Origin of the sequence: Streptomyces griseoflavus, from assembly GCF_014649995.1 — a bacterium.
Lineage (GTDB): Bacteria > Actinomycetota > Actinomycetes > Streptomycetales > Streptomycetaceae > Streptomyces > Streptomyces griseoflavus.
The window spans coordinates 204858-229321 of the sequence record NZ_BMUC01000007.1 but is presented as its reverse complement, the minus strand read 5'-3'; the positions used below and the strand labels follow the sequence as shown (position 1 = coordinate 229321).

26 protein-coding genes are annotated in these 24464 nt (G+C 72.0%); 2 read left to right on the top strand and 24 right to left on the bottom strand.

Annotated features, from left to right (window positions below; all coding sequences use genetic code 11):
- Positions 1-257: 257 nt before the first annotated feature.
- From IE172_RS16980 to rpsB, 5 genes are all read right to left on the bottom strand, one after another.
- Positions 258-1382 (bottom strand): phosphatidate cytidylyltransferase, encoded by a 1125-nt coding sequence (locus tag IE172_RS16980; protein WP_190098076.1) that lies wholly within the window; start codon positions 1380-1382, stop codon positions 258-260.
- On the bottom strand, positions 1382-1939 hold the full coding sequence (gene frr / locus IE172_RS16975; RefSeq protein ID WP_190098075.1) for a ribosome recycling factor: 558 nt from the start codon (positions 1937-1939) through the stop codon (positions 1382-1384). Before frr ends, IE172_RS16980 begins: the two co-directional genes overlap by 1 nt.
- Positions 1940-2059: 120 nt before the next feature.
- Entirely contained in the window at positions 2060-2818 is a 759-nt protein-coding gene (gene pyrH, locus IE172_RS16970) for a UMP kinase (protein WP_030216636.1), read from the bottom strand.
- 190 nt (positions 2819-3008) lie between these two features.
- On the bottom strand, positions 3009-3845 hold the full coding sequence (gene tsf / locus IE172_RS16965) for a translation elongation factor Ts (RefSeq protein ID WP_190098074.1): 837 nt from the start codon (positions 3843-3845) through the stop codon (positions 3009-3011).
- 156 nt (positions 3846-4001) lie between these two features.
- Positions 4002-4904 (bottom strand): 30S ribosomal protein S2, encoded by a 903-nt coding sequence (gene rpsB, locus IE172_RS16960; RefSeq protein WP_190098073.1) that lies wholly within the window; start codon positions 4902-4904, stop codon positions 4002-4004.
- A gap of 281 nt (positions 4905-5185) precedes the next feature.
- On the opposite strand from rpsB, the gene IE172_RS16955 reads away from it, so the two are divergent.
- Positions 5186-5779, top strand: coding sequence for a M23 family metallopeptidase (locus tag IE172_RS16955; protein WP_190098072.1), 594 nt, complete (start codon positions 5186-5188; stop codon positions 5777-5779).
- A 103-nt stretch (positions 5780-5882) separates the two neighbouring features.
- On the opposite strand, the gene IE172_RS16950 is transcribed toward IE172_RS16955, so the two are convergent.
- The 17 genes from IE172_RS16950 to IE172_RS16870 form a co-directional block, all read right to left on the bottom strand.
- Positions 5883-6440, bottom strand: a complete 558-nt coding sequence (locus IE172_RS16950) for a TetR/AcrR family transcriptional regulator (RefSeq protein WP_190098181.1) — start codon at positions 6438-6440, stop codon at positions 5883-5885.
- An 89-nt stretch (positions 6441-6529) separates the two neighbouring features.
- A complete protein-coding gene (whiG, locus tag IE172_RS16945) occupies positions 6530-7372 on the bottom strand; it encodes an RNA polymerase sigma factor WhiG (RefSeq protein WP_190098071.1) in 843 nt (280 codons plus the stop codon).
- A gap of 272 nt (positions 7373-7644) precedes the next feature.
- On the bottom strand, positions 7645-8805 hold the full coding sequence (dprA, locus tag IE172_RS16940; protein WP_190098070.1) for a DNA-processing protein DprA: 1161 nt from the start codon (positions 8803-8805) through the stop codon (positions 7645-7647).
- Positions 8802-10427, bottom strand: coding sequence for a YifB family Mg chelatase-like AAA ATPase (locus IE172_RS16935; RefSeq protein WP_190098069.1), 1626 nt, complete (start codon positions 10425-10427; stop codon positions 8802-8804). The genes dprA and IE172_RS16935 overlap by 4 nt, the downstream gene beginning before the upstream one ends.
- A 1-nt stretch (position 10428) precedes the next feature.
- Entirely contained in the window at positions 10429-10830 is a 402-nt protein-coding gene (locus tag IE172_RS16930; protein WP_190098068.1) for a YraN family protein, read from the bottom strand.
- Positions 10831-10888: 58 nt separating this feature from the next.
- Positions 10889-11197: a DUF2469 domain-containing protein gene (locus tag IE172_RS16925; protein ID WP_003965949.1), complete on the bottom strand. Its 309-nt coding sequence runs from the start codon at positions 11195-11197 to the stop codon at positions 10889-10891.
- Between the two features lie 52 nt (positions 11198-11249).
- Positions 11250-11777, bottom strand: a complete 528-nt coding sequence (locus IE172_RS16920; RefSeq protein WP_190098067.1) for an NUDIX hydrolase — start codon at positions 11775-11777, stop codon at positions 11250-11252.
- On the bottom strand, positions 11767-12543 hold the full coding sequence (gene lepB, locus IE172_RS16915; protein ID WP_190098066.1) for a signal peptidase I: 777 nt from the start codon (positions 12541-12543) through the stop codon (positions 11767-11769). Before lepB (IE172_RS16915) ends, IE172_RS16920 begins: the two co-directional genes overlap by 11 nt.
- 33 nt (positions 12544-12576) lie before the next feature.
- Positions 12577-13566, bottom strand: a complete 990-nt coding sequence (gene lepB / locus IE172_RS16910; protein WP_190098065.1) for a signal peptidase I — start codon at positions 13564-13566, stop codon at positions 12577-12579.
- Positions 13454-14548 carry a signal peptidase I gene (gene lepB, locus IE172_RS16905; protein ID WP_190098064.1) on the bottom strand — a complete coding sequence of 365 codons (1095 nt, stop codon included), beginning with the start codon at positions 14546-14548 and terminating at the stop codon, positions 13454-13456. The genes lepB (IE172_RS16910) and lepB (IE172_RS16905) overlap by 113 nt, the downstream gene beginning before the upstream one ends.
- Positions 14541-15281: a signal peptidase I gene (gene lepB, locus IE172_RS16900; RefSeq protein WP_190098063.1), complete on the bottom strand. Its 741-nt coding sequence runs from the start codon at positions 15279-15281 to the stop codon at positions 14541-14543. Before lepB (IE172_RS16900) ends, lepB (IE172_RS16905) begins: the two co-directional genes overlap by 8 nt.
- A 45-nt stretch (positions 15282-15326) precedes the next feature.
- A complete protein-coding gene (gene rplS, locus IE172_RS16895) occupies positions 15327-15677 on the bottom strand; it encodes a 50S ribosomal protein L19 (RefSeq protein WP_190098062.1) in 351 nt (116 codons plus the stop codon).
- A 132-nt stretch (positions 15678-15809) separates the two neighbouring features.
- Positions 15810-16643: a tRNA (guanosine(37)-N1)-methyltransferase TrmD gene (gene trmD / locus IE172_RS16890; RefSeq protein WP_190098180.1), complete on the bottom strand. Its 834-nt coding sequence runs from the start codon at positions 16641-16643 to the stop codon at positions 15810-15812.
- A complete protein-coding gene (rimM, locus tag IE172_RS16885) occupies positions 16643-17194 on the bottom strand; it encodes a ribosome maturation factor RimM (protein WP_190098061.1) in 552 nt (183 codons plus the stop codon). The genes trmD and rimM overlap by 1 nt, the downstream gene beginning before the upstream one ends.
- Positions 17195-17276: 82 nt before the next feature.
- Positions 17277-17516 (bottom strand): RNA-binding protein, encoded by a 240-nt coding sequence (locus tag IE172_RS16880; protein ID WP_003973401.1) that lies wholly within the window; start codon positions 17514-17516, stop codon positions 17277-17279.
- A 2-nt stretch (positions 17517-17518) separates the two neighbouring features.
- Positions 17519-17947 (bottom strand): 30S ribosomal protein S16, encoded by a 429-nt coding sequence (gene rpsP, locus IE172_RS16875; RefSeq protein WP_190098060.1) that lies wholly within the window; start codon positions 17945-17947, stop codon positions 17519-17521.
- Positions 17948-18291: 344 nt separating this feature from the next.
- Positions 18292-18888 (bottom strand): hypothetical protein, encoded by a 597-nt coding sequence (locus IE172_RS16870; protein WP_037933313.1) that lies wholly within the window; start codon positions 18886-18888, stop codon positions 18292-18294.
- Positions 18889-19469: 581 nt separating this feature from the next.
- Here IE172_RS16870 and IE172_RS16865 point away from each other — a divergent pair.
- Positions 19470-20327: a methyltransferase domain-containing protein gene (locus tag IE172_RS16865; protein ID WP_190098059.1), complete on the top strand. Its 858-nt coding sequence runs from the start codon at positions 19470-19472 to the stop codon at positions 20325-20327.
- Positions 20328-20384: 57 nt separating this feature from the next.
- Here the strand turns inward: IE172_RS16865 and ffh are convergent, their stop codons facing one another.
- Positions 20385-21935, bottom strand: coding sequence for a signal recognition particle protein (gene ffh, locus IE172_RS16860; protein ID WP_190098058.1), 1551 nt, complete (start codon positions 21933-21935; stop codon positions 20385-20387).
- Positions 21936-22018: 83 nt separating this feature from the next.
- Complete coding sequence (locus IE172_RS16855; protein ID WP_190098057.1) at positions 22019-24457, bottom strand: [protein-PII] uridylyltransferase; 2439 nt, start codon at positions 24455-24457, stop codon at positions 22019-22021.
- Between the last annotated feature and the right edge of the window lie 7 nt (positions 24458-24464).

Here is a 24464-nt window from a genome sequence, read left to right as displayed (position 1 = left end):
GTCGGCACATCGCTCGGGGGTTCTTCGCAGCCGGCCCCGCCCCGAAACGCTTCCGTCCATGATTCATGTGGTGCGATCGGACGCGGCGACAACAGTGACCTTCTGATGGGAATTGTTGGAATCTCGAACTCGTCGCCTTTCGGACGACTCCCGTGTGACCGGGCGGGGCCGAAAACGCCGGACGGGGCCGGAGAGACGCCGATGGCCCGGCGCCATGGCGGCACCGGGCCATCACCCGTGATCAGAGGGCCGGAGGGTCAGCCGGACCCCACGAACAACACCAGCAGCAGCCACACCACCGGCGCCGTCGGGAGCAGGCTGTCCAGCCGGTCCATGATGCCGCCGTGGCCCGGGAGCAGGGTGCCCATGTCCTTGATGCCCAGGTCTCGCTTGATCATGGACTCGCCCAGGTCGCCCAGGGTGGCGCTGGCGGCGACCGCGAGACCGAGCAGCAGGCCCTGCCACCAGGCACCGTCGTCGATCAGGAACTGCATGCACAGCGCGCCCGCGGCCATCGCGAAGCCGATCGCGCCCAGCAAACCCTCGCGGGTCTTGCCGGGGCTGATCCGCGGCGCGAGCTTGTGGGTGCCGAAGCGCCAGCCGACGGCGTACGCGCCGGTGTCGCTGACCACGGTCAGCAGGAGGAAGGTGAGGACGCGCCACGCGCCGTCGTCGGCGGTGAGCATCATCGCGACGAAGGTCGCCAGGAACGGGACGTAGAACGTCGCGAAGACACCCGCGGTGACGTCCTTCAGGTACCCCTCGGGGGGTGCCGTCATCCGCCAGACGAGCACGGCCAGCGTGGTGAGCGCCATGGCGACCCAGGCGCCCTGAGCACCTCCCGCGTAGCCGGCGACGACCATGGCCGCACCGCCGAGGGCGAGCGGGACCAGGGGCGCCTTGACGCCCTTGCGCTCCTGCAGCCGCGACGTCAGTTCCCACAGGCCCACCACGACGGCGACGGCGACCACGCCGACGAAGACGGCCTTGACGACGAACAGCGACGCGACGATCACCGCGCCGAGTCCGACACCGACGCCTATCGCGGCACCGAGGTCGCGACCCGCGGTCTTCTTCTGCGGGGCGGGCGCCGGCTGCGGGGCGTCGGGCATGGGCTCCGGATTCTGCGGCACCTCCCCGGGATGGGGCCGTGCCTGCGGCGTCTCGTCTCGGAACAGGGGGCCGCCCAGCCGAGCGGCCCCCCGGTCCACATCCTGGTTTCCGCCGTGTTCGGGTACGTCGGGCACGACGGGCATGGGGCGAGTCTGCTGCGCGTAGTGCGCATCGTACGCGGGACCCGCCGGGGCAGCCCCCTGGCCGGGCCCGTGGTCGGGCGGGCCCCAGTAACCGGTCTGCGGCGTTCCCCAGGAAGAGTCGTTCATCAGACTTCGAGCAGTTCCGCTTCCTTGTGCTTCAGGAGCTCGTCCACCTGGGCGACGTACTTCGCGGTGGTGTCGTCGAGCTCCTTCTCCGCACGGCGGCCCTCGTCCTCGCCGACCTCGCCGTCCTTGATCATCTTGTCGATGGCGTCCTTGGCCTTGCGGCGCACGGACCGGATGGAGACCTTGGCGTCCTCACCCTTGCCCTTGGCGACCTTGATGTAGTCGCGGCGGCGCTCCTCGGTCAGCTCGGGGAACACCACACGGATGATGTTGCCGTCGTTGCTCGGGTTGACGCCCAGGTCGGAGTCGCGGATGGCCTGCTCGATGTTGCGCAGCGCGCTCTTGTCGAACGGCGTCACCACGGCCATGCGCGGCTCGGGCACGGAGAACGAGGCCAGCTGGTTGATCGGCGTCGGCGCGCCGTAGTAGTCGGCAACGATCTTGTTGAACATCGCCGGGTGCGCACGGCCGGTGCGGATCGCGGCGAAGTCCTCCTTGGCGACCACGACGGCCTTCTCCATCTTCTCCTCGGCCTCGAGGAGGGTCTCTTCGATCACCACTTGCTCCTGCGTGTCTTGAGTAGGCCCGGCTGTCGTTCCTTGTCGGGGCGGCGGCCGGCTGCGTCGCGTCTTCTTCCTGCACGGTTCCCGACCGGCAGGACATTGTCCATCCCCCGGTCAGTTGCGCCCGGCTTGGTCGCCCACCAGCGTGCCGATCTTCTCACCCTTGACGGCGCGGGCGATATTGCCCTCCTTCAGGAGCTCGAAGACCACGATCGGCAGGCTGTTGTCACGGCACAGCGTGACGGCCGTGGCGTCGGCGACCTTGAGGTCCCGGGTGATGACCTCGCCGTAGCCGAGGGCGTCGAACTTCACGGCGTCGGGGTTGGTCTTGGGGTCGGAGTCGTAGACCCCGTCCACGCCGTTCTTGCCCATGAGCAGCGCCTCGGCGTCGATCTCCAGGGCGCGCTGGGCGGCGGTGGTGTCGGTGGAGAAGTACGGCATGCCCATACCGGCGCCGAAGATGACCACGCGGCCCTTCTCCAGGTGACGCACGGCGCGCAGCGGGATGTAGGGCTCGGCGACCTGCCCCATGGTGATGGCGGTCTGCACGCGGCAGTCGACGCCCTCCTTCTCCAGGAAGTCCTGGAGGGCGAGGCAGTTCATCACGGTGCCGAGCATGCCCATGTAGTCGGAGCGGGCACGGTCCATGCCGCGCACCTGGAGTTCGGCGCCGCGGAAGAAGTTGCCGCCGCCGATGACGATCGCGATCTCCGCGCCGTCCCGTACGACGGCGGCGATCTCACGCGCGATCGCGTGCACCACGTCGGGGTCGACGCCCAGGCCCCCGCCGCCGGAGAAGGCCTCTCCGGACAGCTTCAGCAGGAACCGGCCGCGTACTTTGCCGTCGTCGCTCTTCTCAGCCTTGGTGGTCATCGGGGATCCCGCCTCTTTCGCGTGTTGCACATACGAAGAAGGCCATTGCCGGTGGGGCGTGGTTCGCATCCCATGCGGCAATGGCCTCCTCGTCAGATCTGCTGTCGCCCGGCACGCGCGCGTGCGTGGACGCGTGTCCGAACGACTGCTGTCGACCCTATCGGGGTCGCGCGTCCGTCGCGGTACGGACTCAGATGCCGACCTTGATGCGCGTGAAGCGCTTCAGGGTGACACCGGCCTCGTCCAGGACCTTCTGGACGGACTTCTTGTTGTCCAGCGCGTAGGGCTGGCCGAGCAGGGTGGCGTCCTTGAAGAAGCCGTTCAGACGACCCTCGACGATCTTGGCGATCGCGGCCTCGGGCTTGCCCTCGGCGCGGGTGGTCTCCTCGGCGATGCGGCGCTCGGACTCGATGACGTCGGCCGGCACGTCGTCCTTGGCGAGGTACTTCGGCGCGAAGGCGGCGATGTGCTGGGCGATGCCCTTGGCGACCTCGGGGTTCGACTTGTCGAGCTCGACCAGGACACCGATCTGCGGGGGCAGGTCGGGCATCGTGCGGTGCATGTACGCCGCCACGTAGCCGCCGGTGAACTGCGCGAAGCGGTCCAGGACGATCTTCTCGCCCAGGTTGGCGTTGGCCTCGTCCACGAACGCCTGGACGGTCTTGCCGGACTCGATCTCGGAGGCGAGCAGGGCCTCGAGGTCGGCCGGGGAGGTCTTGGCGACGTGCTCGGCGATGGTGGTGGCCACGGCCTGGAACTTCTCACCCTTGGCGACGAAGTCCGTCTCGCACTTCAGCTCGACGAGGACACCGGAGGAGTTGTCGTCGGCGATGATCGAGACCACGGCGCCGTTCTCGGCGGAGCGGCCCTCGCGCTTGGCGACGCCCTTCTGGCCCTTGATACGGAGCGCCTCGACGGCCTTGTCGACGTTGCCGTCGGCCTCGTCCAGCGCCTTCTTGCAGTCCATCATGCCGGCGCCGGTGAGCTCCCGGAGCTTCTTGACGTCGGCGGCGGTGTAGTTCGCCATGAGTCTGTGAATCTTTCTCGAAGTCTGGCGGGTCGGAGGTCTGCGGGGTCAGGGACCCGCGGGAGAGCGGGTGCCCGACGCGCCGCCTGCCTACGGGTGAACGGCGGGAGCGGTTCTGATGTCACCGCTCCCGCCGTCAACGGCTCTGACGGGAGGTCAGGCCTGCTCGGCCTCGGCGGCGGGGGCCTCGGCGGGCTGCTCGGCCTCGGCAGCGGGGGCCTCGGCGGCGGGGGCCTCAGCCGGCTGCTCGGCCTCGGCGGCGGCCGGAGCGGCCTCCTCGGCCTTCTTCTCGCCCTCGAGCAGGTCACGCTCCCACGCGGCGAGCGGCTCGCCGGCGGCCTTGTCGCCCTTACCCTCGGTGGCGACACCGGAGCGGGAGATGAGGCCCTCGGCCACGGCGTCGGCGATCACGCGGGTGAGCAGGGTGACGGAGCGGATCGCGTCGTCGTTGCCCGGGATCTTGTAGTCGACCTCGTCGGGGTCGCAGTTGGTGTCGAGGATGGCGACGACCGGGATGTTGAGCTTCCGGGCCTCACCGACCGCGATGTGCTCCTTCTTGGTGTCCACGATCCAGACGGCGCTGGGCACCTTCTGCATCTCGCGGATACCGCCGAGGGTCTTCTCCAGCTTGGCCTTCTCGCGGGAGAGGACCAGCAGCTCCTTCTTGGTGAGGCCGGAGGCGGCCACGTCCTCGAAGTCGATCTGCTCGAGCTCCTTGAGGCGCTGCAGACGCTTGTAGACGGTCGAGAAGTTGGTGAGCATGCCGCCCAGCCAGCGCTGGTTGACGAAGGGCATGCCGACGCGGGTGGCCTGCTCGGCGATGGCCTCCTGCGCCTGCTTCTTCGTGCCGACGAACATGACCGTGCCGCCGTGGGCGACGGTCTCCTTGACGAACTCGTAGGCGCGGTCGATGTACGACAGCGACTGGAGCAGGTCGATGATGTAGATGCCGTTGCGCTCCGTGAAGATGAAGCGCTTCATCTTCGGGTTCCAACGACGGGTCTGGTGACCGAAGTGGACGCCGCTCTCCAGCAGCTCCCGCATCGTGACGACGGCCATGGCCGTATCTCCTTGAATTTCTCGGTTGTGCCGCGGATGCCGGACGGCTCCCGCGCCTGACGCCCACGACGCGCCGTTGCCACGAAGGACCGAGGGGCGCTGACACCGGGGTACCGGCCGTGACCGGCCTCGATGTCGGGGCGTGCGAAGTCGACCCGGTGGCCCGGGTCGCCACCAGAAGTGTACGGGACCCGCGGGGTGCCGGGTGACGCCGTTGTCCACAACGAGCCGCCGGTCCACAGCTCCCGGCGGTGATCCGGCCCGTCCGGGACGCTTCCGGCATGCGAACGAGTCGATGGACGGGAGCGGCAGCGCGCCTGGCCCTGCTGGTGATCCTGACCCTGGCGGCACTCACGGCCCCGCCGCCTTCCGCCTGGCTCCGGACGGCGGCACCGGCCGGCGAGGAGCGTGTGACGCCGCGGGTGGCACGCGTGTGGCCGGTGGGAGCACGTCCGCGGGTGCTGCGCGGCTGGGAGCCGCCGGCCACGGCCTACGGGCGCGGCCACCGGGGCGTGGACCTGGCGGCGGCACCGGGGACGCCGGTACGGGCGGTGGCGGCGGGCCGGGTGTCGTTCGCCGGCCGGGTGGCCGGGAGGGGCGTCGTCTCGGTCGCGCTGACCGGTACGGGTGATCCTGCGCTGCGCACGACCTACGAACCGGTCCTGGCGTCGGTGGCCGAGGGGGCCGAGGTGTCGGCGGGTGAGGTGATCGGCACCGTGGAGGCCACGGGTTCGCACTGCGCGGCACCCTGCGTGCACTGGGGTCTCCTGCGGGCCGACACCTACCTGGACCCGCTCGCCCTGCTCCCCCCGTGGCTGCTGCGCGGGGGCCCGTCGAGACTGCTGCCGGTACTGGGGGTCCCGGTGCCGGAGTAGGCCCGGCGGCCGCGGCCCGCCCGGTCGCGTGGTGCGGGTCCCGGGGGTGGGTGAGGGCCCGGCCCGCCGGGCCCTGGCAGCGGCGGCCGCGGCGGGCGGCTCGTCAGCCGCTCACGCCCCTGAGGACCATGGAGACCGCTGCCCGGGTGATCGTGTCGGGGTGTTCCGCCGCGCCCAGCTCGATGCGGCGCACGGCGGCGTCGACCACGCCCTGGACCAGCATGGCCGCCAGACGGGGATCGCTGTGGCCGAGGCCGCCGAGGGCTTCCACGATCATCGCGATGAGCCCGCCGTGCGCGGCGCGGATCTTCTCCCGGGCGGCGGCGTCGAGCTCGCTCGCGGAGATCGCGACGACCGCGCGGTGCCGCCGGTCCCCGACCAGCTCCAGCTGCTTGCGGACGTACGCCTCGATCTTGGCCTCGGGCCCGTCGGCGGCCGCCATCGCCGCCTCCACCTCGGCCGCCCAGACCGGGAAGTCGACCTCGCACAGCTCCTCGACGACGGCGGCCCGCGAGCGGAAGTACTCGTAGACGGAGGAGCGCGCGAGCCCGGTGCGCTCGGCGAGGGCCGGGAAGGTCAGCGCCTCCGTACCGCCCTCGGACAGCAGGGAGCGTGCCGCGTCCAGCAGGGCGGCTCGCTGCATCGACCGGTGCTCGGCCACGGAGGCCGCTCGAATCCTTGGCACGTCAACCACTTTACGGACGCCCCGCCCGTGGCGGCCAGAGGATGGCCGCTCTCCGCCGGAAGGACTCAGCGGCCGAAGCCCGCCAGCTTCGCGCGCAGCTGGAGCACGGACTTGGTGTGGATCTGGCTGACCCGGCTCTCGGTCACTCCCAGCACGTTGCCGATCTCGGCCAGCGTGAGTCCCTCGTAGTAGTACAGGGTGACCACGGTCTTCTCCCGTTCCGGGAGCGTGTTGATGGCCCGCGCCAGGAATCTGCGCAGCTCACGGTCCTCGGCCACTTCCACCGGATTGTCGGCGGTGGTGTCCTCCAGGGTGTCCATGAGGCTCAGCCGGTCGCCGCCCTCGCCGCCGACGTGCAGCAGTTCCTCCAGGGCGACGACGTTCGCCAGGGACAACTGGCTGAAAACCGCGTGCAGCTCGTCCACGGCGATGCCCATCTCGCCGGCGACCTCGCTCTCCGACGGCGTCCGCCGCAGCCGCGCCTCCAGCGTGGCGTAGGCGCGCTCCACGTTGCGCGCCTTCTGCCGTACCGAGCGCGGGATCCAGTCCAGTGCCCGCAGCTCGTCGATCATCGCACCGCGGATGCGGGTGATCGCGTAGGTCTCGAACTTGATCTCCCGGTCGACGTCGAACTTCTCGATCGCGTCGATCAGTCCGAACACCCCGGAGGAGACGAAGTCGCCCTGTTCCACGTTGGGCGGCAGTCCCACACTGACCCGCCCGGCGACGTACTTCACCAGCGGCGAGTAGTGCAGGATCAGCTGCTCCCGCAGTCGCTCGTCCCCTGTCGCCTTGTACGACCGCCACAGCTCGTCGAGCGTCGAGGGAGCGGGCGGCCGCACGCTGCCACCGTCGCGGGCGGCTGGGGGGATCGCCGCCCGGTCGGACCCGGAGGTGTGCTGGGGCATTCGTCGCCTAGTGCCGTTCTGCCGTGGGCTGGTGCTGGCCGGATTCGCTGTCTGTCCGATGTCGGGTTGCCTGTCCGTGTCGGGATCCTCGTGAGCGTAGCGTGACTGGGGCGTCGCGGTGTGCGAAGAGGCGAGGTAGGACCGTACGCAGATTCGTTCCGGGTGCCGCCCCACCGGGGCACGCCCGTCGCTCTGAGTGATCACCCGGGTGCACCGACCGGCTTGTTCCCCCTGGTGTGCCGGGGTTCCCCCGGACGGCCGAACACGCTCCGTCAGCGGGTCCCGGGACCATCACGGACCGGCATCATCGCCTGGCGCGTCAACTTCCAGCCGTCGCCGTGTCGTTCGACGAAGCCAAGTGCTCGCAGTTCGTACAGCCGGGCGACGGCGTCGTCCGGGGTGGTCTGCGCGGCGAGGGCGATCTCCTCGGGCCGGGCCGTGACACGGGCCGGCAGCGCGGCGAGGACCTGACGGCCGGCCGGGTCGAGCAGGTCCCGGGGCAGCACCGGCCCCCGGCGCTCCGGTGCGAGCTCACCCATGTCGCCGACCAGTTCGACGACCTCGGCGGCGTCGGTGACCAGGACCGCGTCCTGCCGCAGCAGTTCGTGCACTCCTGCGGAGAGTGAACTGGTGGCGGGCCCGGGGACCCCCATGACGTGCCGTCCCAGTCGCCGGGCCGCCCGGGCCGTCACCAGGGAGCCGCTGCGGTGGGCGGCCTCGACGACGACCGTGCCCCTGGTGAGTGCGGCGATCACCCGGTTGCGGAGGATGAACCTGCTCGGTGTCGGGTGCTCACCGGGCGGCAACTCGCCGACGACGAGTCCCTGTTCGGCGATCCTGCCGATGAGCCCGGCGTGTCCGCGCGGGTAGGGCCGGTCGACCCCGCAGGCGAGGACCGCGACGGTGGCGCCGCCGCAGCCCAGCGCTCCGCGGTGTGCCGCACCGTCGACCCCGTAGGCCCCGCCGGAGACGACGATCCAGCCGCGCTCCGCCAGCTCCGCGGCGAGCGTGGCCGCCATGTGCGCGCCGTACTCGGTGCAGGCGCGGGCACCGACCACGGCGACCGAGCGCAGGGCCCACATCCTGAGGTCGGCCCCGCCGCGCACCCACAGCCCGAGCGGTCGCGCGTCCCCGAGGTCGTCGAGCTGCCCGGGCCATTCGGCCGATCCGGGTCGGACGAAGCGCACCCCGGCGTCCCGCGCGAGCGCGAGGTCCCGGCGCGGCTCGGCCCGCCCGGCCCGGGCCACCAGCCCGGCCCACCGCTTCCCGCTCACCCCGGGCAGCGGCTCGCCCCCTTCCCGCAGCCGGCGTACCACCGCGTCCACCCCGAGCTCCCGCACCCAGCGCCCGCCCGTCTCGTCGCCGGGCTCGACGACCCGGGTGAGGAAGACCCGGCCGAGCGTCTCGTCCCCGGAGCCGGCCGCGGCACTCATACCGCCGCCCCGATCCTCATGGGCACCCCGCGCGGGACCCCGGTCCGCAGTTGCAGGGCGAGCCCGACGTCCGAGGCGTCGGGCCGGTCGCGGCCGGACAGGTCGGCGACCGTCCACGCGACCCGGAGGACCCGGTCGAGCCCCCGGGCACTGAGCATGCCCCGTTCCAGGCAGCGCTCGGCGTCGTCCATGGCGCCGGGGGCCGCGTGCCAGCGGCTGCGCAGCTCCCGGCCGGGGACCTCGCTGTTGGTGCGCCAGGGGGTGCCGGCGAGTCGCGCCGCGGCGCGCTCCCGGGCCGTGCGGACCCGGTCGGCGACCGTGACGGTGGTCTCGCCCCGCGCGGCGTTCGCCGAGAGTTCGGAGCGGGTGACACGGTCGACCTCGACGCGCAGGTCGACCCGGTCGAGCAGCGGCCCGGAGAGCCTGGCCTGGTAGCGGCGGACCGCGGCGGGCGGGCACTCGCAGTGGTCGTTCACCGACGAGAAGCGCCCGCAGGGGCACGGGTTGGCGGCGAGCACCATCAGGAACCGCGCCGGGAAGCGCACGACCCCCGCGCTGCGGGCGATGACGACGTGCCCGGCCTCCAGCGGCTGACGCAGGGCGTCCAGGGCCTTTCCGCTGAATTCGGGTGTCTCGTCCAGGAAGAGCACTCCCCGGTGCGAGAGGGAGACCGCTCCCGGCCGGGCCGTGCCGGGGCCGCCGCCGACGAGTGCCTGCATGGTGGCCGAGTGGTGCGGGGCGCAGTAGGGGGCCGTGTCGACCAGGGGCTTGCCCGGGGGCAGCAGACCCGCCACCGAGTGCACGGCGGTCACCTCCAGGGACGCCTGCCGGTCCAGTGGCGGCAGGATCGACGGCAGCCGCTCCGCGAGCATCGTCTTGCCGGCGCCGGGCGGGCCTTCGAGGAAGAGGTGGTGTCCGCCCGCCGCGGCCACCTCCACCGCCGTGCGCGCGGAGTGCTGACCCACCACGTCCGCGAGGTCGTGGCCCTGGTCGTGCTGCGCCGCGCCGATGCCGTGCATGCCGGTGGCCGCCCCGGTGCCGGGGACGCGCAGTCCCGCCAGCAGCGGGTCGGGCCGGTCCCGGTCGTCGGGGTCCTCCTCCGGCACCGGCTCGTCGGTGAGCACGGCGATCAGCCGGCGCAGGCTGCGGACGCCCAGGACGGACACGCCCGGCACCAGCGATGCCTCGGCGGCGGCGCACTCGGGCACCACCACCTGCTCGTAGCCGGCGTAGGCCGCGGCCAGCACGGCGGGCAGGATGCCGCGCACCGGTCGCACCCGGCCGTCCAGCCCCAGTTCGCCGATCATCACGATGTCGGCGAGCACCCGCGGATCGATCCGCTCGGCGGCCCCCAGCACCGCGCAGGCGACGGCGAGGTCGAAGCCGCTGCCCGCCTTCGGCACCGAGGCCGGGCTGAGTCCCACGGTGAGCTTCTTCTGCGGCCACTCGCCGCCGGAGTTGACCACGGCGGCCCTGACCCGGTCACGGCTCTCCGTCAGGCTCTTGTCCGGCAGGCCCACCAGGGTGAACGCCGCGACGCCCGGTTCCAGGTCGGCCTGGACCTCCACGACCACGCCCTCGACGCCCACCAGCGCCACCGAGCACGTACGGGCGAACCCCATGTCAGGCCACCCCCCGCACGTGCTCGACGACGGGGGCCCCGCGGGCCGGCAGCAGCACGCCGACCAGGTCGATGCGGACCCCGCCGGGGGGTGCTCCCCCGTGTTCCTGCAGCCAGCGTTCCGCCAGGCTCCGCAGCCGGCCCGCCTTGGCGGGCGTGACCGCCTCCATGGGGTGCTGGAAGGCGCCTGCCCTGCGGGTCTTCACCTCGCAGACGACCAGGGCGTCCCCGTCCCTGGCCACGATGTCGATCTCGCCGGTCCTGCCGCAGCGCCAGTTGCGCGCCAGGACCGTCATGCCCGCCTGGGTCAGCCGTCGTGCGGCCAGGGTCTCGCCGTACCTGCCGAGTGCGCTGCGTGCCCGCTGTGCGTTCATGTCGGCACCACCTCCGGCGCCCACCGTCACGCGTCCCGCCGCACGGAGTGGATCTTGGTGCGTTACCCGGCGGTTGTGGACAACTCCGTCACCCGCCCGGGAGCTCGAGGTCGCTCTTGTTCAGCTCCTCGATGTTCACGTCCTTGAACGTGAGGACCCGCACCTGCTTCACGAACCTGGCCGGGCGGTACATGTCCCACACCCAGGCGTCCGCCATGGAGACCTCGAAGAACACTTCCCCCTGGACCGAGTGCACCTGCATCTCGTAGTCGTTGGTCAGATAGAAGCGACGCTCGGTCTCGATCACGTATTTGAACAGGCCGACGACGTCTCGGTACTCCCGGTAGAGCTTCAGCTCCATCTCGGTCTCGTACTTCTCGAGGTCCTCGGCGCTCATGGCAGTTCCCCTTCAGCCGTGCGATCCCCCCATTGTGCGCCAGTCCCGGGAGTCACCGGACGATTTCGGTGTCCAGGGTCACGGGGCGGGCGGGGGGACCTTCGTCGAGCAGTGTCCGCAGCAGCCCGGCGAGTCTGGTCGGGTACACCGTCTCATGTGTCCCGGCCAGTTCCGGGCACGTCCACCAGCGTGCTCCGGCGACACTCCGCCGCTCCAGCTCGGTCAGCGCCGTGGCCGCGGTCACCGTCTGGGTGGTGCGGGCGAGGAAGTACCACTCGTCCTGGTCCCAGCGGCGCCCGGCGAACGGGAAGGAACACCGGCGCCGCCACAGCACCGGCCCCAGTTCGACGTCCGTGATGCCGGTCTCCTCGGCGAGTTCGCGCAGCGCGGCCTGCTCACGGGTCTCCTCGCCCTCGACTCCCCCGCCGGGCGTGAACCACCAGGCGTCGGCGGGGTCGTCCGGCTCGTGACCGTGCAGCAGGAGGATGCGGTCCTCCGGGTCGAGCAGCACGACCCGGGCGACCCGGCGCAGCCCGCCCTCGTAGGAGCTCTCGATCGCCGGGGCCGGCTCAGCGGACACCGGCGCTCCCCGCGTCCGCCCGGGCCCGGGACGCCGCCGCCCGCTTGGCGAAGGGACCGTAGGCCGCCCCGCCGAGGACGAGCGCGGCACCGGCGATCACCAGCCCGGTCACGGTCCTGAGCGGGCCGGGCGCGGAGAGCGCGCCGAGCCGCTCGAAGCCGGAGGGCGCCGCCAGCATGCCGTCCATCGGCCAGACCACCGCGTCGACCCTGGCCTGTACGGCACCCCGGGAGACGGTGCCGCCGGCGGCGTCGGTCAGGTGGGCCGTGGAGTCCACCGACCCCGAACGCTCGTCGCCGAGCAGGAACAGGCGCCCCTTCGGCACGGTCACCTCGGGGAAGGCGGTGAAGCCGGTCACCGCGTCGTCGGCGAGATACGGCTCGTCGATCTCCTCGCCGTTGACCTTCAGCTTTCCGTCCTGGCAGCAGGAGACCGTGTCGCCCCCGACGGCGACCACCCGCTTCACCATGGGCACGTTGGCCCAGCTGGTGTCCGTGAAGACGACGACGTCACCGCGGCGGACCTCACCGCCGTCGACGCGCTGTGCCAGCACCCGCTCGCCGGCGCCGATCGTCGGCGCCATCGAGGTGGTGGGCACGGTGTACGGCCGGTACACCACCGCGCCCCAGACGAACCCGCCGAGGAACATCAGCAGGCCGAGGGCGACGGCCAGGTTGGACAGGAGCTGACCGGTGCGGCCGCCCGCCCGGGCACTGCCCGGGCCGCCCGTGCCGGGGACCGTACGCGTCGTGCTCTGACCGCTCATGGCCCGCACCCTACCCGGCGGTACCGGACGCGGTCAGCCCTCTTCCCGGTCCTCCCCGGCACCGGACCACCGGCGCCGCCAGAGCACCAGCGGCACCGCGCCCGCGAGCGCGAGCCCCTGCGGCGCGAGGGACAGGGCCGCGCCGGGCGGGGACGAGGCGTTCAGACCGGGCTGGTCGAAGGTGTCCGGTACCGGCAGGTTGGTCAGGCGGTCCAGGGGCCAGGCGACGACGACGGCACGGCCGACGACCTTGTCCACGGGGACGAAGCCCTCGTTCTCGTCGGCCTGGTTGTACCGCGAGTCCCGCGAGTTCTGGCGGTGGTCGCCCATGACCCAGATGTGGCCCTCGGGCACCTTCACCTTGAACTGGCCGCCCTGGTCGTCCTGGCTGCACGGGGTGTTGCCGGGATAGACGTACGACGATTCGTTCAGCGCCTTGCCGTTGACCTTCAGAGGGCCGGTGCCCTTGCACTCGACCGTGTCGCCGCCGACGCCGATGACCCGCTTGATCAGGTCCTTCTCCTCCGCGGACGGCATCAGGCCGATCCAGCTGAGGACCTTCTGCAGCGCGTTGGGCTCGGGGGTCGGCTCGCCCGCCAGCCAGTTGTCGGGATCGTGGAAGACGACGACCTCGCCACGCTCGGGCTCGGAACCGAACCAGGGGGTGAGCTTGTCGACCAGGACCCGGTCACCCCGCTGGAGGGTGTTCTGCATCGAGTCGGACGGGATGGAGAACGCCTGCACCAGGAACGTCTTGATCAGCAGCGCCAGCACCAGGGCGATGCCGATCAGGATGGGCAGCTCCTTCCAGAAGGAGCGGGGCTGCTTCGCCCGTGGCGAGCCGTGGCCCGAGCCGCCCTGATCCGTCGGGGGCTGCCCGTCCCGCGGTCCGCCGCCACCCGCCGAGGAGTCATTCCCGGAGGTCACGGGGTCGTCCGCTGCCGGATAGGCCGCTTCTCCGGGACGCCCTCGGCGCTCCTCGCCCTCGCGCCCGGACCGTGCGCCAACCGCCGCATCCCCCACGCCATCTCCTCACTCTCTGCCGCCGCCCGCGCCATGCCCGGCGCAGGCCCACCACTCCCATAACGAGCGGGAGTTCCGCAGGGCTCGGGAGTTGGACCATTCCGTCGGGATCGTCCGGGGCAACCCTATGCGACAGGGGGGCGGCAGCGGTCGACCCAGGCGCGGAGTCCGACACGGAGGCGTAGGTCGTGGGTTCCTCCAGGGTGCTCCACCGGCCGAGGGGCCAGGCGATGACCATGGCCCGGCCCACCACCTCGTCCTCGGAGACGGTGCCGCCGTAGTCGGTGTCCTGGTGGGAACGGGAGTCGGCGGAGTTCGACCGGTGGTCGCCCATCACCCACAGCCGCCCCTCGGGCACGGTGATGTCGAACGGGATGGTGGACGGGGCGTTGCCGGGGTAGAGGTAGTCGCCCTCGTCCAGGGGAACGCCGTTGACCGTGACCCGGCCCTGCTGGTCACAGCACTGGACCCGGTCACCGCCGACGCCGACGACCCGTTTGATGAGGTCCTTGTCGTTCTCGGACGGCAGCAGACCGATGAAGGTGAGCCCTTCCTTGATCTGCTTGATCCCGACGGGGTCGTCCTTGGCCGGGGTGGGCTGCTCGTTCCGCAGCCAGCCCCCGGGATCCTTGAAGACGACGACGTCGCCGCGCTGCGGCCTGGACCCGAACCACGGCGTGAGCTTGTCGACCAGCACCCGGTCGCCGATCTGGATCGTCTGCTCCATCGAGCCGGACGGGATGACGAAGGCCTGGACGAGGAACGTCTTGAGCACCAGCGCGATCAGGACGGCGACACCGACCAGGAGGGGGATCTCCTTGACGGCGCTGCGCCGGCGGCGCCGCTTGACCTTGCGCTGGAGTTTGCGCCGCTCGGCGCGGCTGCGTCCGGGGGACGCGCCGGTCGCGCGGCGGGAGCCGGTGGGCAGCAGGTTCTCCGCGGCGCTCTCCGGGACACCGCGGGGTTTGCCGCGGTTACCCATGGCCGCCCTCCGCCCGGGGGGCCGTGGCCGCCTCCCTGCCCGGGACGCGCGCGTAGGCGTCGGGCCGGTGCAGCCGGGTGGCGCGGTCGAGCGGCCACACGACGGCGTCGGCGCGGCCGATCACCTCGTCCACGGGGACCATCCCGCCGCCGGGTGAGCCGAGGCGGTCTCGGGAGTCGCTGGAGCCGGCGCGGTGGTCACCGAGGACGAACAGCCGTCCGTCGGGCACCACGACGTCGAACGGCACGCTGGAGGGGCTGTCGCCGGGGAACAGGAAGCCCGACTCGTCGACCGACCGGCCGTTCACCCGGATCCTCCCCTCCGCCTCACAGCAGACGATGTGGTCCCCGCCCACCCCGACGACCCGCTTGATGTAGTCGGCCTCACCGAAATACCCGGTGCCGTCGAACACAATCACGTCGCCGCGCTCCGGCCCGTCGCCGAAGCGGTACGCCAACTTGTTTACGAGAACGCGGTCCCCGTCCTTCAATCCGGGCTCCATCGATCCGCTGGGGATCTCGAACGGCCGCACCACGAACGTGTTGAGGACCAGCAGGAACAGCAGGCAGAGCAGCAGGGTCAGGCCGACGCGCCCACCGGGGAGCCAGTACGACAGGCGTGACACCAACGCGGAACGCGACCGCTCCTCCGGACCCCGCGTCCCCGAGGTGTCCTCGGGGCCCGGCGGGGGGAGGGAACGGTCGCGTTCCGTCGGCTGTGCTTCGGTGTCCATCGGGGCCAGATGCTATCCGGCCGCGATGTGACGCCGGTAAAGCGCTCAGTTCTCGCGCTTCTCCTTGATCTTCGCCGCCTTGCCGCGCAGCTCGCGCAGGTAGTACAGCTTGGCGCGGCGGACGTCACCCTTGGTGACGAGCTCGATCTTCTCCACGATCGGGGTGTGCACCGGGAAGGTGCGCTCGACGCCGACGGAGAAGGAGACCTTGCGGACCGTGAAGGTCTCGCGGACGCCGGCACCCTGGCGGCGGATCACCACGCCCTTGAACTGCTGCACACGGGAGCGGTTGCCCTCGATGACGCGCACGTGGACGTTGACGGTGTCGCCGGGGCGGAACGCCGGGACGTCGCTGCGCAGCGACGCGGAGTCGACGGAGTCGAGCAGGTGAGACATTTCGTCTGCTTTCTTCGCTGATGCCGCAGGTCATCAACGGCACGTAGGGTTTCGGATCACAGAGGCGCGGTGCGGGCGGGCGTCATGTCCCCCTGCGGCAGGGGCGCACGCCGGACGACGCACAACAGCCGCCTATTGTTCCATGCTGTCGGTCCTGCGCCAAAATCGGCCGTACGGCTCGCCCGCGGGGTCCGGTGCCCAGCCCAGGATGGACAGCATCTCGCGGTCCTTCTTGTCGAAGGCCCCGGGCTCGGATCGTTCGATGAGGTCGGGCCGGTGGGCGGTGGTGCGGCGCAGCGCCTCGTCGCGCCGCCAGCGGGCGATCCTCCCGTGGTGGCCGCTGAGCAGCACGTCCGGTACGCCCCGCCCGCGCCACAGCGGCGGCTTGGTGTGGACGGGGCCCTCCAGCAGGCTCGCCATGGCGCCGGGCGCGAAGGAGTCGTCGCGGTGCGACTCGGCGTTGCCGAGGACACCGGGGAGCAGCCGGGCCACGGCCTCGGTGACGACGAGGACCGCCGCCTCGCCGCCGGCCAGGACGTAGTCGCCGATGGACACCTCGTGGACGGGCATCCTGGTCGCGTACTCGTCGACGACACGGCGGTCGATGCCCTCGTAGCGGGCCGGGGTGAAGATCAGCCACGGGCGCTCGGAGAGGTGGACGGCGAGTTCCTGGGTGAAGGGTCGGCCGCTGGGGGTGGGGACGATCAGGGCCGGCTCACCGGAGCCGCGCTCGTAGCCGTCCGCGAGGACGGAGTCGAGGGCGTCTCCCCACGGCTCGGTCTTCATGACCATGCCGGGGCCGCCGCCGTACGGGGTGTCGTCGACGGTGTGGTGACGGTCGTGGGTCCAGTCGCGCAGGTCGTGCACGTGCACGTCGAGCACACCGCGCGCGCGGGCCTTGCCGACGAGGGAGACGTTCAGCGGTTCCAGGTACTCGGGGAAGATCGTGACGACGTCGAGCCGCATCACGCCTCGTCTCCGGCGTCCCGGGACGAGGCGATCTCGGCCCGGTCGTCGATCAGGCCGGGCGGCGGGTCGATGACCGCGCGCTGCTCCTCCAGGTCGATCTCGGTGACGATCTCCTCGACGAACGGCACGTAGACCTCGGTGCCGTCGGGACGCTCGATCACGAAGAGGTCCTGGCTGGGCAGGTGCGAGATCTCGGTGATCCGGCCGACCTCCGCACCGTCCTTCGTGACGACGTCCAGGTCGATCAGCTGGTGGTCGTAGTACTCGTCGTCGCCCTCGGGCCGCTCGTCGGGGTCCACGTCGGCGATCAGCAGGGTGTTGCGCAGCGCTTCGGCGCCGCTGCGGTCGCGCACGCCCTCGAAGCGCAGCAGGAGGCGGCCGCTGTGCACACGGCCGGTCTCGATGGTGAGCGGTCCCACGGAGGCGGGGTCCGTGGTCAGGACGGCGCCGGGGCCGAGCCTCAGCTCCGGTTCGTCGGTGCGGACCTCGACGGTCACCTCGCCCTTGATGCCGTGGGCGCGGCCGATGCGAGCGACTACCAGCTGCACTGTGCTTGATCTCCTGTCATACGACTGCGGGCCGGGGACGGCCCAGTGGCCTTCCCCGGCCCGAGCCGGTGCTGCTTTGGCGTCAGCGGACGTGGTCCACGTCGACGAGGTCGACACGGACACCGCGGCCGCCGATGGCGCCCACGACGGTGCGCAGGGCGCGTGCGGTGCGGCCGTTGCGGCCGATCACCTTGCCGAGGTCGTCCGGGTGGACCCGGACCTCGAGCACACGCCCGCGCCGCAGGTTGCGTGAGGCGACCTGCACATCGTCAGGGTTGTCGACGATGCCCTTCACGAGGTGCTCGAGAGCCTCCTCGAGCATGCTCAGGCCTCGGTCGACGCAGACGCAGAGGACGCAGCAGCGGCCTCGTCCTTCTTCTCAGCCTTCTTCTTCTGGGTGATCGCCTCACCCTTGCCCTCGTCGTCGCCGCCGATCGCCTCGAACGTCGGACGGGCGGGCTTCTCGGCCTGCTGGAGCAGCGGAGCGGGGGCGGGCTCGCCCTTGAACTTCTGCCAGTCGCCGGTCTTCTTCAGGATGGCGAGGACGGGCTCGGTCGGCTGGGCGCCGACGCCGAGCCAGTACGCCACGCGCTCGCCGTCGACCTCGATGACCGACGGGTTGTACGTCGGGTGGTACTTGCCGATCTCCTCGATGGCCCGGCCGTCACGGCGGGTACGGGAGTCGGCGACGACGATGCGGTAGTGAGGCGAACGGATCTTGCCCAGACGCTTCAGCTTGATCTTGACTGCCACGGGAGTGGGTTCTCCTGATTTTGACGTGGTTGGGCACGGCGGAATCTGCCGCGTGGGGTTGCGGTACCCGAGTGCCCGATGGACGCGTCAGCCGGAGGAGAGAGGGGTCCTGTGCGACTGTCGAGTACAGCTAGCCATTGTGCCACACCCCGGGGAGCGTGCCGGACCGCGGGGGGCCTGTGCGCGGGCAGCCCGCAGGGGCATCCGGCGTCGGGTGACCGTACGGCGGATGCCCGGCGAACGGCCGCCCGCGCCGGTGGGGCGGCGCGGACGGACACGGTCGCGAAGAAGGGCCGGACGGGGCAGCGGCGGTCCGGCCCCGGCACCCACGAGGTGCCGGGGACTCAGCTCGCCGCTGCCACTTCCGGGATCCGGAAGGGCTTGCCGCAGCCGCCGCAGACGATGGGGGCCTGGGCCAGGACCGAGGGGACGACGCGGACGTTGCGACCGCAGTCGCAGACGGCCTTGACGCGCACGCCGCCCCCGGAGGAGCCGTGCCGTGCGGCCGGGCCGCGGAAGCTGCGGGCGGTGTCGCCCGCGGTCGCCGCGGTGTGCGCCTTCAGCGCACGGTGCAGGCGTTCCGTCGTCGGACGGTAGCGGCGCTTCGCCTCGGGAGTGAGCGTGACCAGGGAGAAGCCGCTGCTGGGATGCGGCTCCTCGGGGTGGTCCAGGCCCAGCTCCTCGGCGATCGCGAGGAATCTGCGGTTGTGGTAGCGGCCTGCTCGGGATGTGTCGCGGACGCCGCGTGCGGCGGCGACGCCGTGGACTGCCTCGTGCAGCAGTCGCTCGAAGGAGAGCTCGTGACCGCAGGCGGACGACGACTCCCCGATCAGGGACTCGGGCGCGGCAAGATCGGGCAGCTCGGGGTGGTACCGCTGAATGTCGGCCCACGCCTGCGCCAGTTCTGCGGCGAGAACAGGTGGTGTCTGTGTCGTGCTCACGTAATGACAACGAGCGCGGGTACCTCAGTGTTCCGATTCCGGGGCATCCCAAATAATTTGCACGTACCCGTCAGTTGCCGCTGATGCGTCCTGACGAGGGCGGGTGCGCTGATCTGCGGAGAAGCCTCACAGCTCACCTCAAGGTGGTGCGTAGGCTGACGTACGCCCCCGCATGCAAGCGGTCCTCGGGACCGGTGCGCGTGGGGTTCCCGGACGCGCAAGGGGCTATTCGGCCGCTCTTCCGCCGGCCCGGCGCCCGGCTCACCCGGGACGCCACGACCGCGACGTTACCCGGTCCCCCACCGGTACCGCGCACCACCCCCGTCCCGGTGCCGTACCGGCCCGCCGGCCGTGGCCGGAACCGGGCGCCCCGGTGCCTTCGCCCTGGCGGACCGTACGACCCCGGATTACCGGAATGTGAATTCTTGCCACTGGCACGAGCGACTGCCAAGCCGCCGCCGCATTCCACTGGACGACACGTCGAGGGCGGAGTTTCCTGGCATACGGGGGGTGTGCGGGCGCACGCACGGGGGCCAGGGACGGGCACTGCGGCAACTCTCGGCTGATTGGGGCGCTTACCTATGACACCTACGCTCGTGCGGCAGCACCTGACCCACGCGGGGGCCGCCCCCCGTGTGGACCGGCGCGCACGCGCGCGTGACTGGTCCGAGATCCAGGAGCGGATGCTCGTACCGCTCTACGAGGCGGTCTACGAGCGACTGGACGTGGGTCCCGCGACACGGCTTCTAGGTCTCGGCTGCGGCTCCGGACTGGCCCTGCTCCTGGCGGCCTCGCGCGGCGCCTCGGTCGCCGGCGTCGACACCTGCGAGGACCGGCTCGCCCTCGCCCGGGAGCGGCTGCTGCCCGACGGCGGGGCCACGCGGACCGCCCGTGCGGAGCCCCGCGTGGTGCACGGCTCACCGGCGGACGCCGCCCGGGCCGACGCGCCCGCGTACACCGTGGTGACCGCCTTCGAGCCGATCGGCTGTCTCGCGGGGGACGCGGAGGGGCTGGCCGGGCTGCTCGCCGAGGCGGTGCCGCTCACCGCACGCGGAGCGGCCGTGGTGCTGGCCGGCTGGGGCCCGCCCGAACGGTGCGCCACGGCCTCCGTGCTCAGGGTGGCCACCGAGCCGGCGGAGCCGCCGCCCGGCACGGGCGGCTGGCGCCCCACCGGCCGTGACGACCTGGAGCGGGTCGCCGAGCGGGCGGGGCTGCGGCCCGACGGCTCGGGCCGGGTGGCCTGCCCGTTCGGTTACGCCGACGCGGACAGCGCGGTACGGGGCCTGAAGTCGACCGGGCTGTTCGATCCGGCGATCGCCGCCACGGACCGTGAGCAGGTCGACAAGGAACTGGCCGAGGCCCTGCACCCGTACCAGCGGCCGGACGGGACCGTGTGGATGCCGAACGTGTTCCGCTACCTCGTCGCGCGCGTTCCCTGAGAACACCACTGGGGCGCCCCTCCGGCGAGGGACGCCCCAGTGGTCTCGACGAGGGCCTCAGCCCATGAACTTCTTGAACTCGTCGGGCAGCTCGAAGTCCTTGCCGGCCTGCTGCGGCAGGCCGAAGGCGCCGCCGCCCTCCGCGGCGGCGGCGCGGCGCGCGGCCTCCTCCTGCTCCTGCTGCTTGCGCTTCATCGGGTTGCCGGAGCGCTGCTTGCCCTTGGCCTGCTTCTGCTTCTTCTTCGTCCGGCCCGGACCGCCGCCCATGCCCGGCATCCCGGGCATCCCCGGCATGCCGCCGCCCTGCGCCATGCGGGACATCATCTTGCGGGCCTCGAAGAACCGCTCGACGAGGTTCTTCACCGCGCTGACCTCGACACCCGAACCCTTGGCGATACGGGCGCGGCGCGAGCCGTTGATGATCGTCGGCTCCTGGCGCTCGGCCGGGGTCATCGACTTGATGATCGCGGCGGTGCGGTCGACGTCCCGCTCGTCCAGGTTGTTGATCTGGTCCTTGATCTGGCCCATGCCGGGCAGCATGCCGAGCAGCTTGGAGATGCTACCCATCTTGCGGACCTGCTCCATCTGGGCCAGGAAGTCGTCCAGGGTGAAGTCCTGGCCCTTCTTGGACGCCAGCTTGGAGGCCATCTTCTCGGCCTCTTCCTGGCTGAACGTCTTCTCCGCCTGCTCGATCAGGGTGAGCAGGTCACCCATGTCGAGGATGCGGGAAGCCATCCGGTCGGGGTGGAAGGCGTCGAAGTCGTCGAGCTTCTCGCCGTTGGAGGCGAACATGATCGGCTTGCCGGTGACCTGGCGGATCGACAGGGCCGCACCGCCGCGGGCGTCGCCGTCGAGCTTGGAGAGCACCACGCCGTCGAAGCCGACGCCGTCACGGAAGGCCTCCGCGGTGTTGACCGCGTCCTGACCGATCATCGCGTCGACGACGAACAGGATCTCGTCGGGGCTGACGGCGTCGCGGATGTCCGCGGCCTGCTGCATCATCTCCTGGTCGATGCCCAGGCGGCCGGCGGTGTCCACGATCACGATGTCGTGGACCTTGGTCCTCGCGAACTCGATGGAGTCCTTGGCGACCTTGACCGGGTCGCCCACACCGTTGCCCGGCTCGGGCGCGTAGACGGCCACGCCGGCGCGCTCGGCGACGACGCTCAGCTGGTTGACGGCGTTGGGGCGCTGGAGGTCGGCGGCGACGAGCACGGGCGAGTGGCCCTGCTCCTTCAGCCAGCGGCCGAGCTTGCCCGCGAGGGTGGTCTTGCCCGCACCCTGCAGACCGGCCAGCATGATCACGGTCGGGGGCTGCTTGGCGAAGCGCAGACGGCGGGTCTCGCCGCCCAGGATCGTGACGAGCTCGTCGTTCACGATCTTGAGCACCTGCTGGGCGGGGTTCAGCGCCTTGGAGACCTCGGCCCCGAGCGAGCGTTCCTTGACGTTCTTGATGAACGCGCGGACGACCGGCAGGGCCACATCCGCTTCGAGGAGAGCGATGCGGATCTCACGCGCCGTGGCGTCGATGTCCGCTTCGCTCAGGCGCCCCTTGCCGCGCAAGTTCTTGAAGGTCGCTGAAAGGCGATCGGAAAGAGTGTCGAACACGGCGGTGTCGGTCCTCGGAGTCGGAGACGGGCTGGGGAATCGCCCTCCAGGGTATCCCGGCGCGAGGGCACGCCGGAGTGTCCTCACCCACGTAGCGTCTCCTCCAGTTTGCGGGCCACCGCCACGGCCTCCTCGGCGGGCAGGGGGGTGCCCTCGGGGTCCGTGACGTAGAAGGCGTCCACCGCGTTGGCGCCCAGGGTGCTCGCGTGGGCGCTGCGCACGCATACGGCCGCGTCCTCCAGGGCGCGCCCGATGCGGAACAGCAGTCCCGGCGCGTCCTGGGCCCGGACCTCGATCACCGTGGCGTGGCGGGACGCGGCCGGGGCGACCGTCACGCGTGCCGGGGGCGCGACCACGCCCCGGCGACGGGGGTGGGCGGCGTCCCGTTCGGCGAGGCGGGCGGCGATGTCGAGGCTGCCGTCGAGGGCGCGGACGAGGTCGGCGCGGAGCCGGGTGGCCTGGGGCAGGGAGCCGTATTCGGCGGCGACCCGCCAGGCCAGCAGCAGCACCGAGCCGTCGACCCCGTCGGGGAGGTCCAGGGCCCGCAGTTCCGCGGTCCGTACGGTGAGCCGGTGCACGGCGAGCACGCCGGCCACCGCGGGCAGCACACCCGCCTGATCGGGTACGGCGATGAGCAGTTCCACGCCCAGTGGCTCGGGGTCGCCGGCGGGCTCGGCGGGCGGTTCGGTCTGCGCCCGCAGGGAGAGCACGGGCGCGGCCGTGGCGACGGCCTCCAGGGCGAGGCGCTCGTGTTCCGCGGTGGGCTCCGCCTGCGCGGGGTCGGCCGGGACGTTCCCGGAGAGGACGGCGGAGACCCGCCCGACCAGGTCGGCGACGAGCGCGGCACGCCAGGACGACCAGGCCGCCGGGCCGGTGGCGACGGCGTCCGCCTCGGTGAGGGCGTGCAGCAGTTCCAGGGTGCCCTGGCTGCCGACGGCCTCGGCGACCGCCCGCACGGTGGCCGGGTCGTCCAGGTCGCGCCGGGTGGCCGTCTCGACGAGCAGGAGGTGGTGGCGTACGAGGGTGGCGATCACGGTGACGTCGTGGTGGTCGAAGCCGATGCGGGCGGCCACGTCCTGGGCGATGACCTCGCCGGCCACCGAGTGGTCGCCGGGCCGGCCCTTGCCGATGTCGTGCAGCAGTGCCGCGACCAGCAGCAGGTCGGGCCGGTGCACGCGCCGGGTGAACTCGGAGGCGCGTACGGCGGTCTCGATGAGGTGCCGGTCCACGGTCCACAGGTGGACGGCGTTGCGCTGGGGGCGGCAGCGGACCCGTTCCCAGTCCGGGAGCATGCTGTTGACCAGGCCCTCCGCCTCCAGCGCCTCCCAGACCTGCACGGTGGGCCGGCCGGAGCCGAGCAGGGTCACCAGCTGTTCGCGCGCTTCCGCCGGCCAGGGCGTGGGCAGGGGGCGGGCGCCGGTCGCCATGCGCCGTACGGCGTGCGGGGAGAGCGGCAGTCCGGCCTGAGCGGCGGCGGCCGCCGCGCGCAGGGGGAGCACGGGGTCGCGTTCGGGGCGCGCGGTGCGGGCGAGTACCACCTCGCCGTCCTGTTCCACGACGCCCTCGGCGAGCGGGGTGCGCTCGGGGCCGGGCTTTCCGCCCATCAGGGCGCGCAGCCGTGGCCGTACCGCGCGGGAACGCAGGACGCGTCCCACTTCGCGCCAGGTGACGTCCGTGGCGTAGGCGATAACCCGTGCGGCCTCGTAGACCTGCCGCAGCAGCGCGTCCGCGTCGAGCATCCCGAGTCCGGCCGCGACCTGGTCCTGCTCCTGGAGGGCGAGGCGGTCGGTGGCGCGGCCGGTGGTCAGGTGCAGGGCGTCCCGTACGTCGAGGAGGCGGCGGCGGGCTTCGGCGAGGCCCTCGCGGGGGGCGTCGGCGAGCCAGGAGGCGGCCACCGCGCGCAGGGCCGTGGCGTCCCGGAGCCCGCCGCGGGCCTCCTTGAGGTCGGGTTCGAGGAGGTACTGCAGTTCGCCCGTTCGTTCGGCGCGCTCCTCGCACATCTCCCGCAGGGCGGGGAGGCGTTTCGGTGCCTGGTTGCGCCAGTCGGCGAGTACGGAGGTGCGCAGGGCGGTGGTGAGGCCCAGGTCACCGGCGATGTGCCGGGCGTCCAGCAGTCCGAGCTGCACCTTGAGGTCCTCGGCCGCGGTCCTGCGGGCCTCCGCGGGGGTGCGGACGGAGTGGTCGAGGTCGAGACCGAGGTCCCAGACGGGGTACCAGAGGCGGTCGGCGAGCGCGGCGACCGCCTCCGGGGCGCCGCCGTCGTGCAGCAGGAGCAGGTCGAGGTCGCTGCGGGGGGAGAGTTCCGCGCGTCCGTAGCCGCCGACGGCGATCAGGGAGACCCCGCGCGGGGCCCCGGCGCCCGCGGCGAACAGTCCGCCGAGCCAGGTGTCGGTGAGGTCCGCGAGAGCGGCACGGCGCGGCGGCCCGGACCGCGCCTCCTCGGTGAGGAGGCGCAGCCGGGCCGCCGCGTAGCCGCTGGGTCCCGAGTTCTCTGCCTCGTCGTGCGTGTCCTTGCCCGTCACCCGGCGA

Coding starts and splice junctions, on each gene's coding strand:
- IE172_RS16865 (WP_190098059.1), top strand. CDS start 19,470: ATGACACCTACGCTCGTGCGGCAGCACCTGACCCACGCGGGGGCCGCC.
- IE172_RS16980 (WP_190098076.1), bottom strand. CDS start 1,382: ATGAACGACTCTTCCTGGGGAACGCCGCAGACCGGTTACTGGGGCCCG.
- trmD (WP_190098180.1), bottom strand. CDS start 16,643: ATGCGGCTCGACGTCGTCACGATCTTCCCCGAGTACCTGGAACCGCTG.
- IE172_RS16955 (WP_190098072.1), top strand. CDS start 5,186: ATGCGAACGAGTCGATGGACGGGAGCGGCAGCGCGCCTGGCCCTGCTG.
- dprA (WP_190098070.1), bottom strand. CDS start 8,805: ATGAGTGCCGCGGCCGGCTCCGGGGACGAGACGCTCGGCCGGGTCTTC.
- IE172_RS16925 (WP_003965949.1), bottom strand. CDS start 11,197: ATGAGCGCCGAGGACCTCGAGAAGTACGAGACCGAGATGGAGCTGAAG.
- IE172_RS16935 (WP_190098069.1), bottom strand. CDS start 10,427: ATGGGGTTCGCCCGTACGTGCTCGGTGGCGCTGGTGGGCGTCGAGGGC.
- lepB (WP_190098063.1), bottom strand. CDS start 15,281: ATGGACACCGAAGCACAGCCGACGGAACGCGACCGTTCCCTCCCCCCG.
- pyrH (WP_030216636.1), bottom strand. CDS start 2,818: ATGACCACCAAGGCTGAGAAGAGCGACGACGGCAAAGTACGCGGCCGG.
- lepB (WP_190098064.1), bottom strand. CDS start 14,548: ATGGGTAACCGCGGCAAACCCCGCGGTGTCCCGGAGAGCGCCGCGGAG.
- rpsB (WP_190098073.1), bottom strand. CDS start 4,904: ATGGCCGTCGTCACGATGCGGGAGCTGCTGGAGAGCGGCGTCCACTTC.
- IE172_RS16880 (WP_003973401.1), bottom strand. CDS start 17,516: ATGCTCGAGGAGGCTCTCGAGCACCTCGTGAAGGGCATCGTCGACAAC.
- rplS (WP_190098062.1), bottom strand. CDS start 15,677: ATGTCTCACCTGCTCGACTCCGTCGACTCCGCGTCGCTGCGCAGCGAC.
- tsf (WP_190098074.1), bottom strand. CDS start 3,845: ATGGCGAACTACACCGCCGCCGACGTCAAGAAGCTCCGGGAGCTCACC.
- lepB (WP_190098066.1), bottom strand. CDS start 12,543: ATGAGCGGTCAGAGCACGACGCGTACGGTCCCCGGCACGGGCGGCCCG.
- whiG (WP_190098071.1), bottom strand. CDS start 7,372: ATGCCCCAGCACACCTCCGGGTCCGACCGGGCGGCGATCCCCCCAGCC.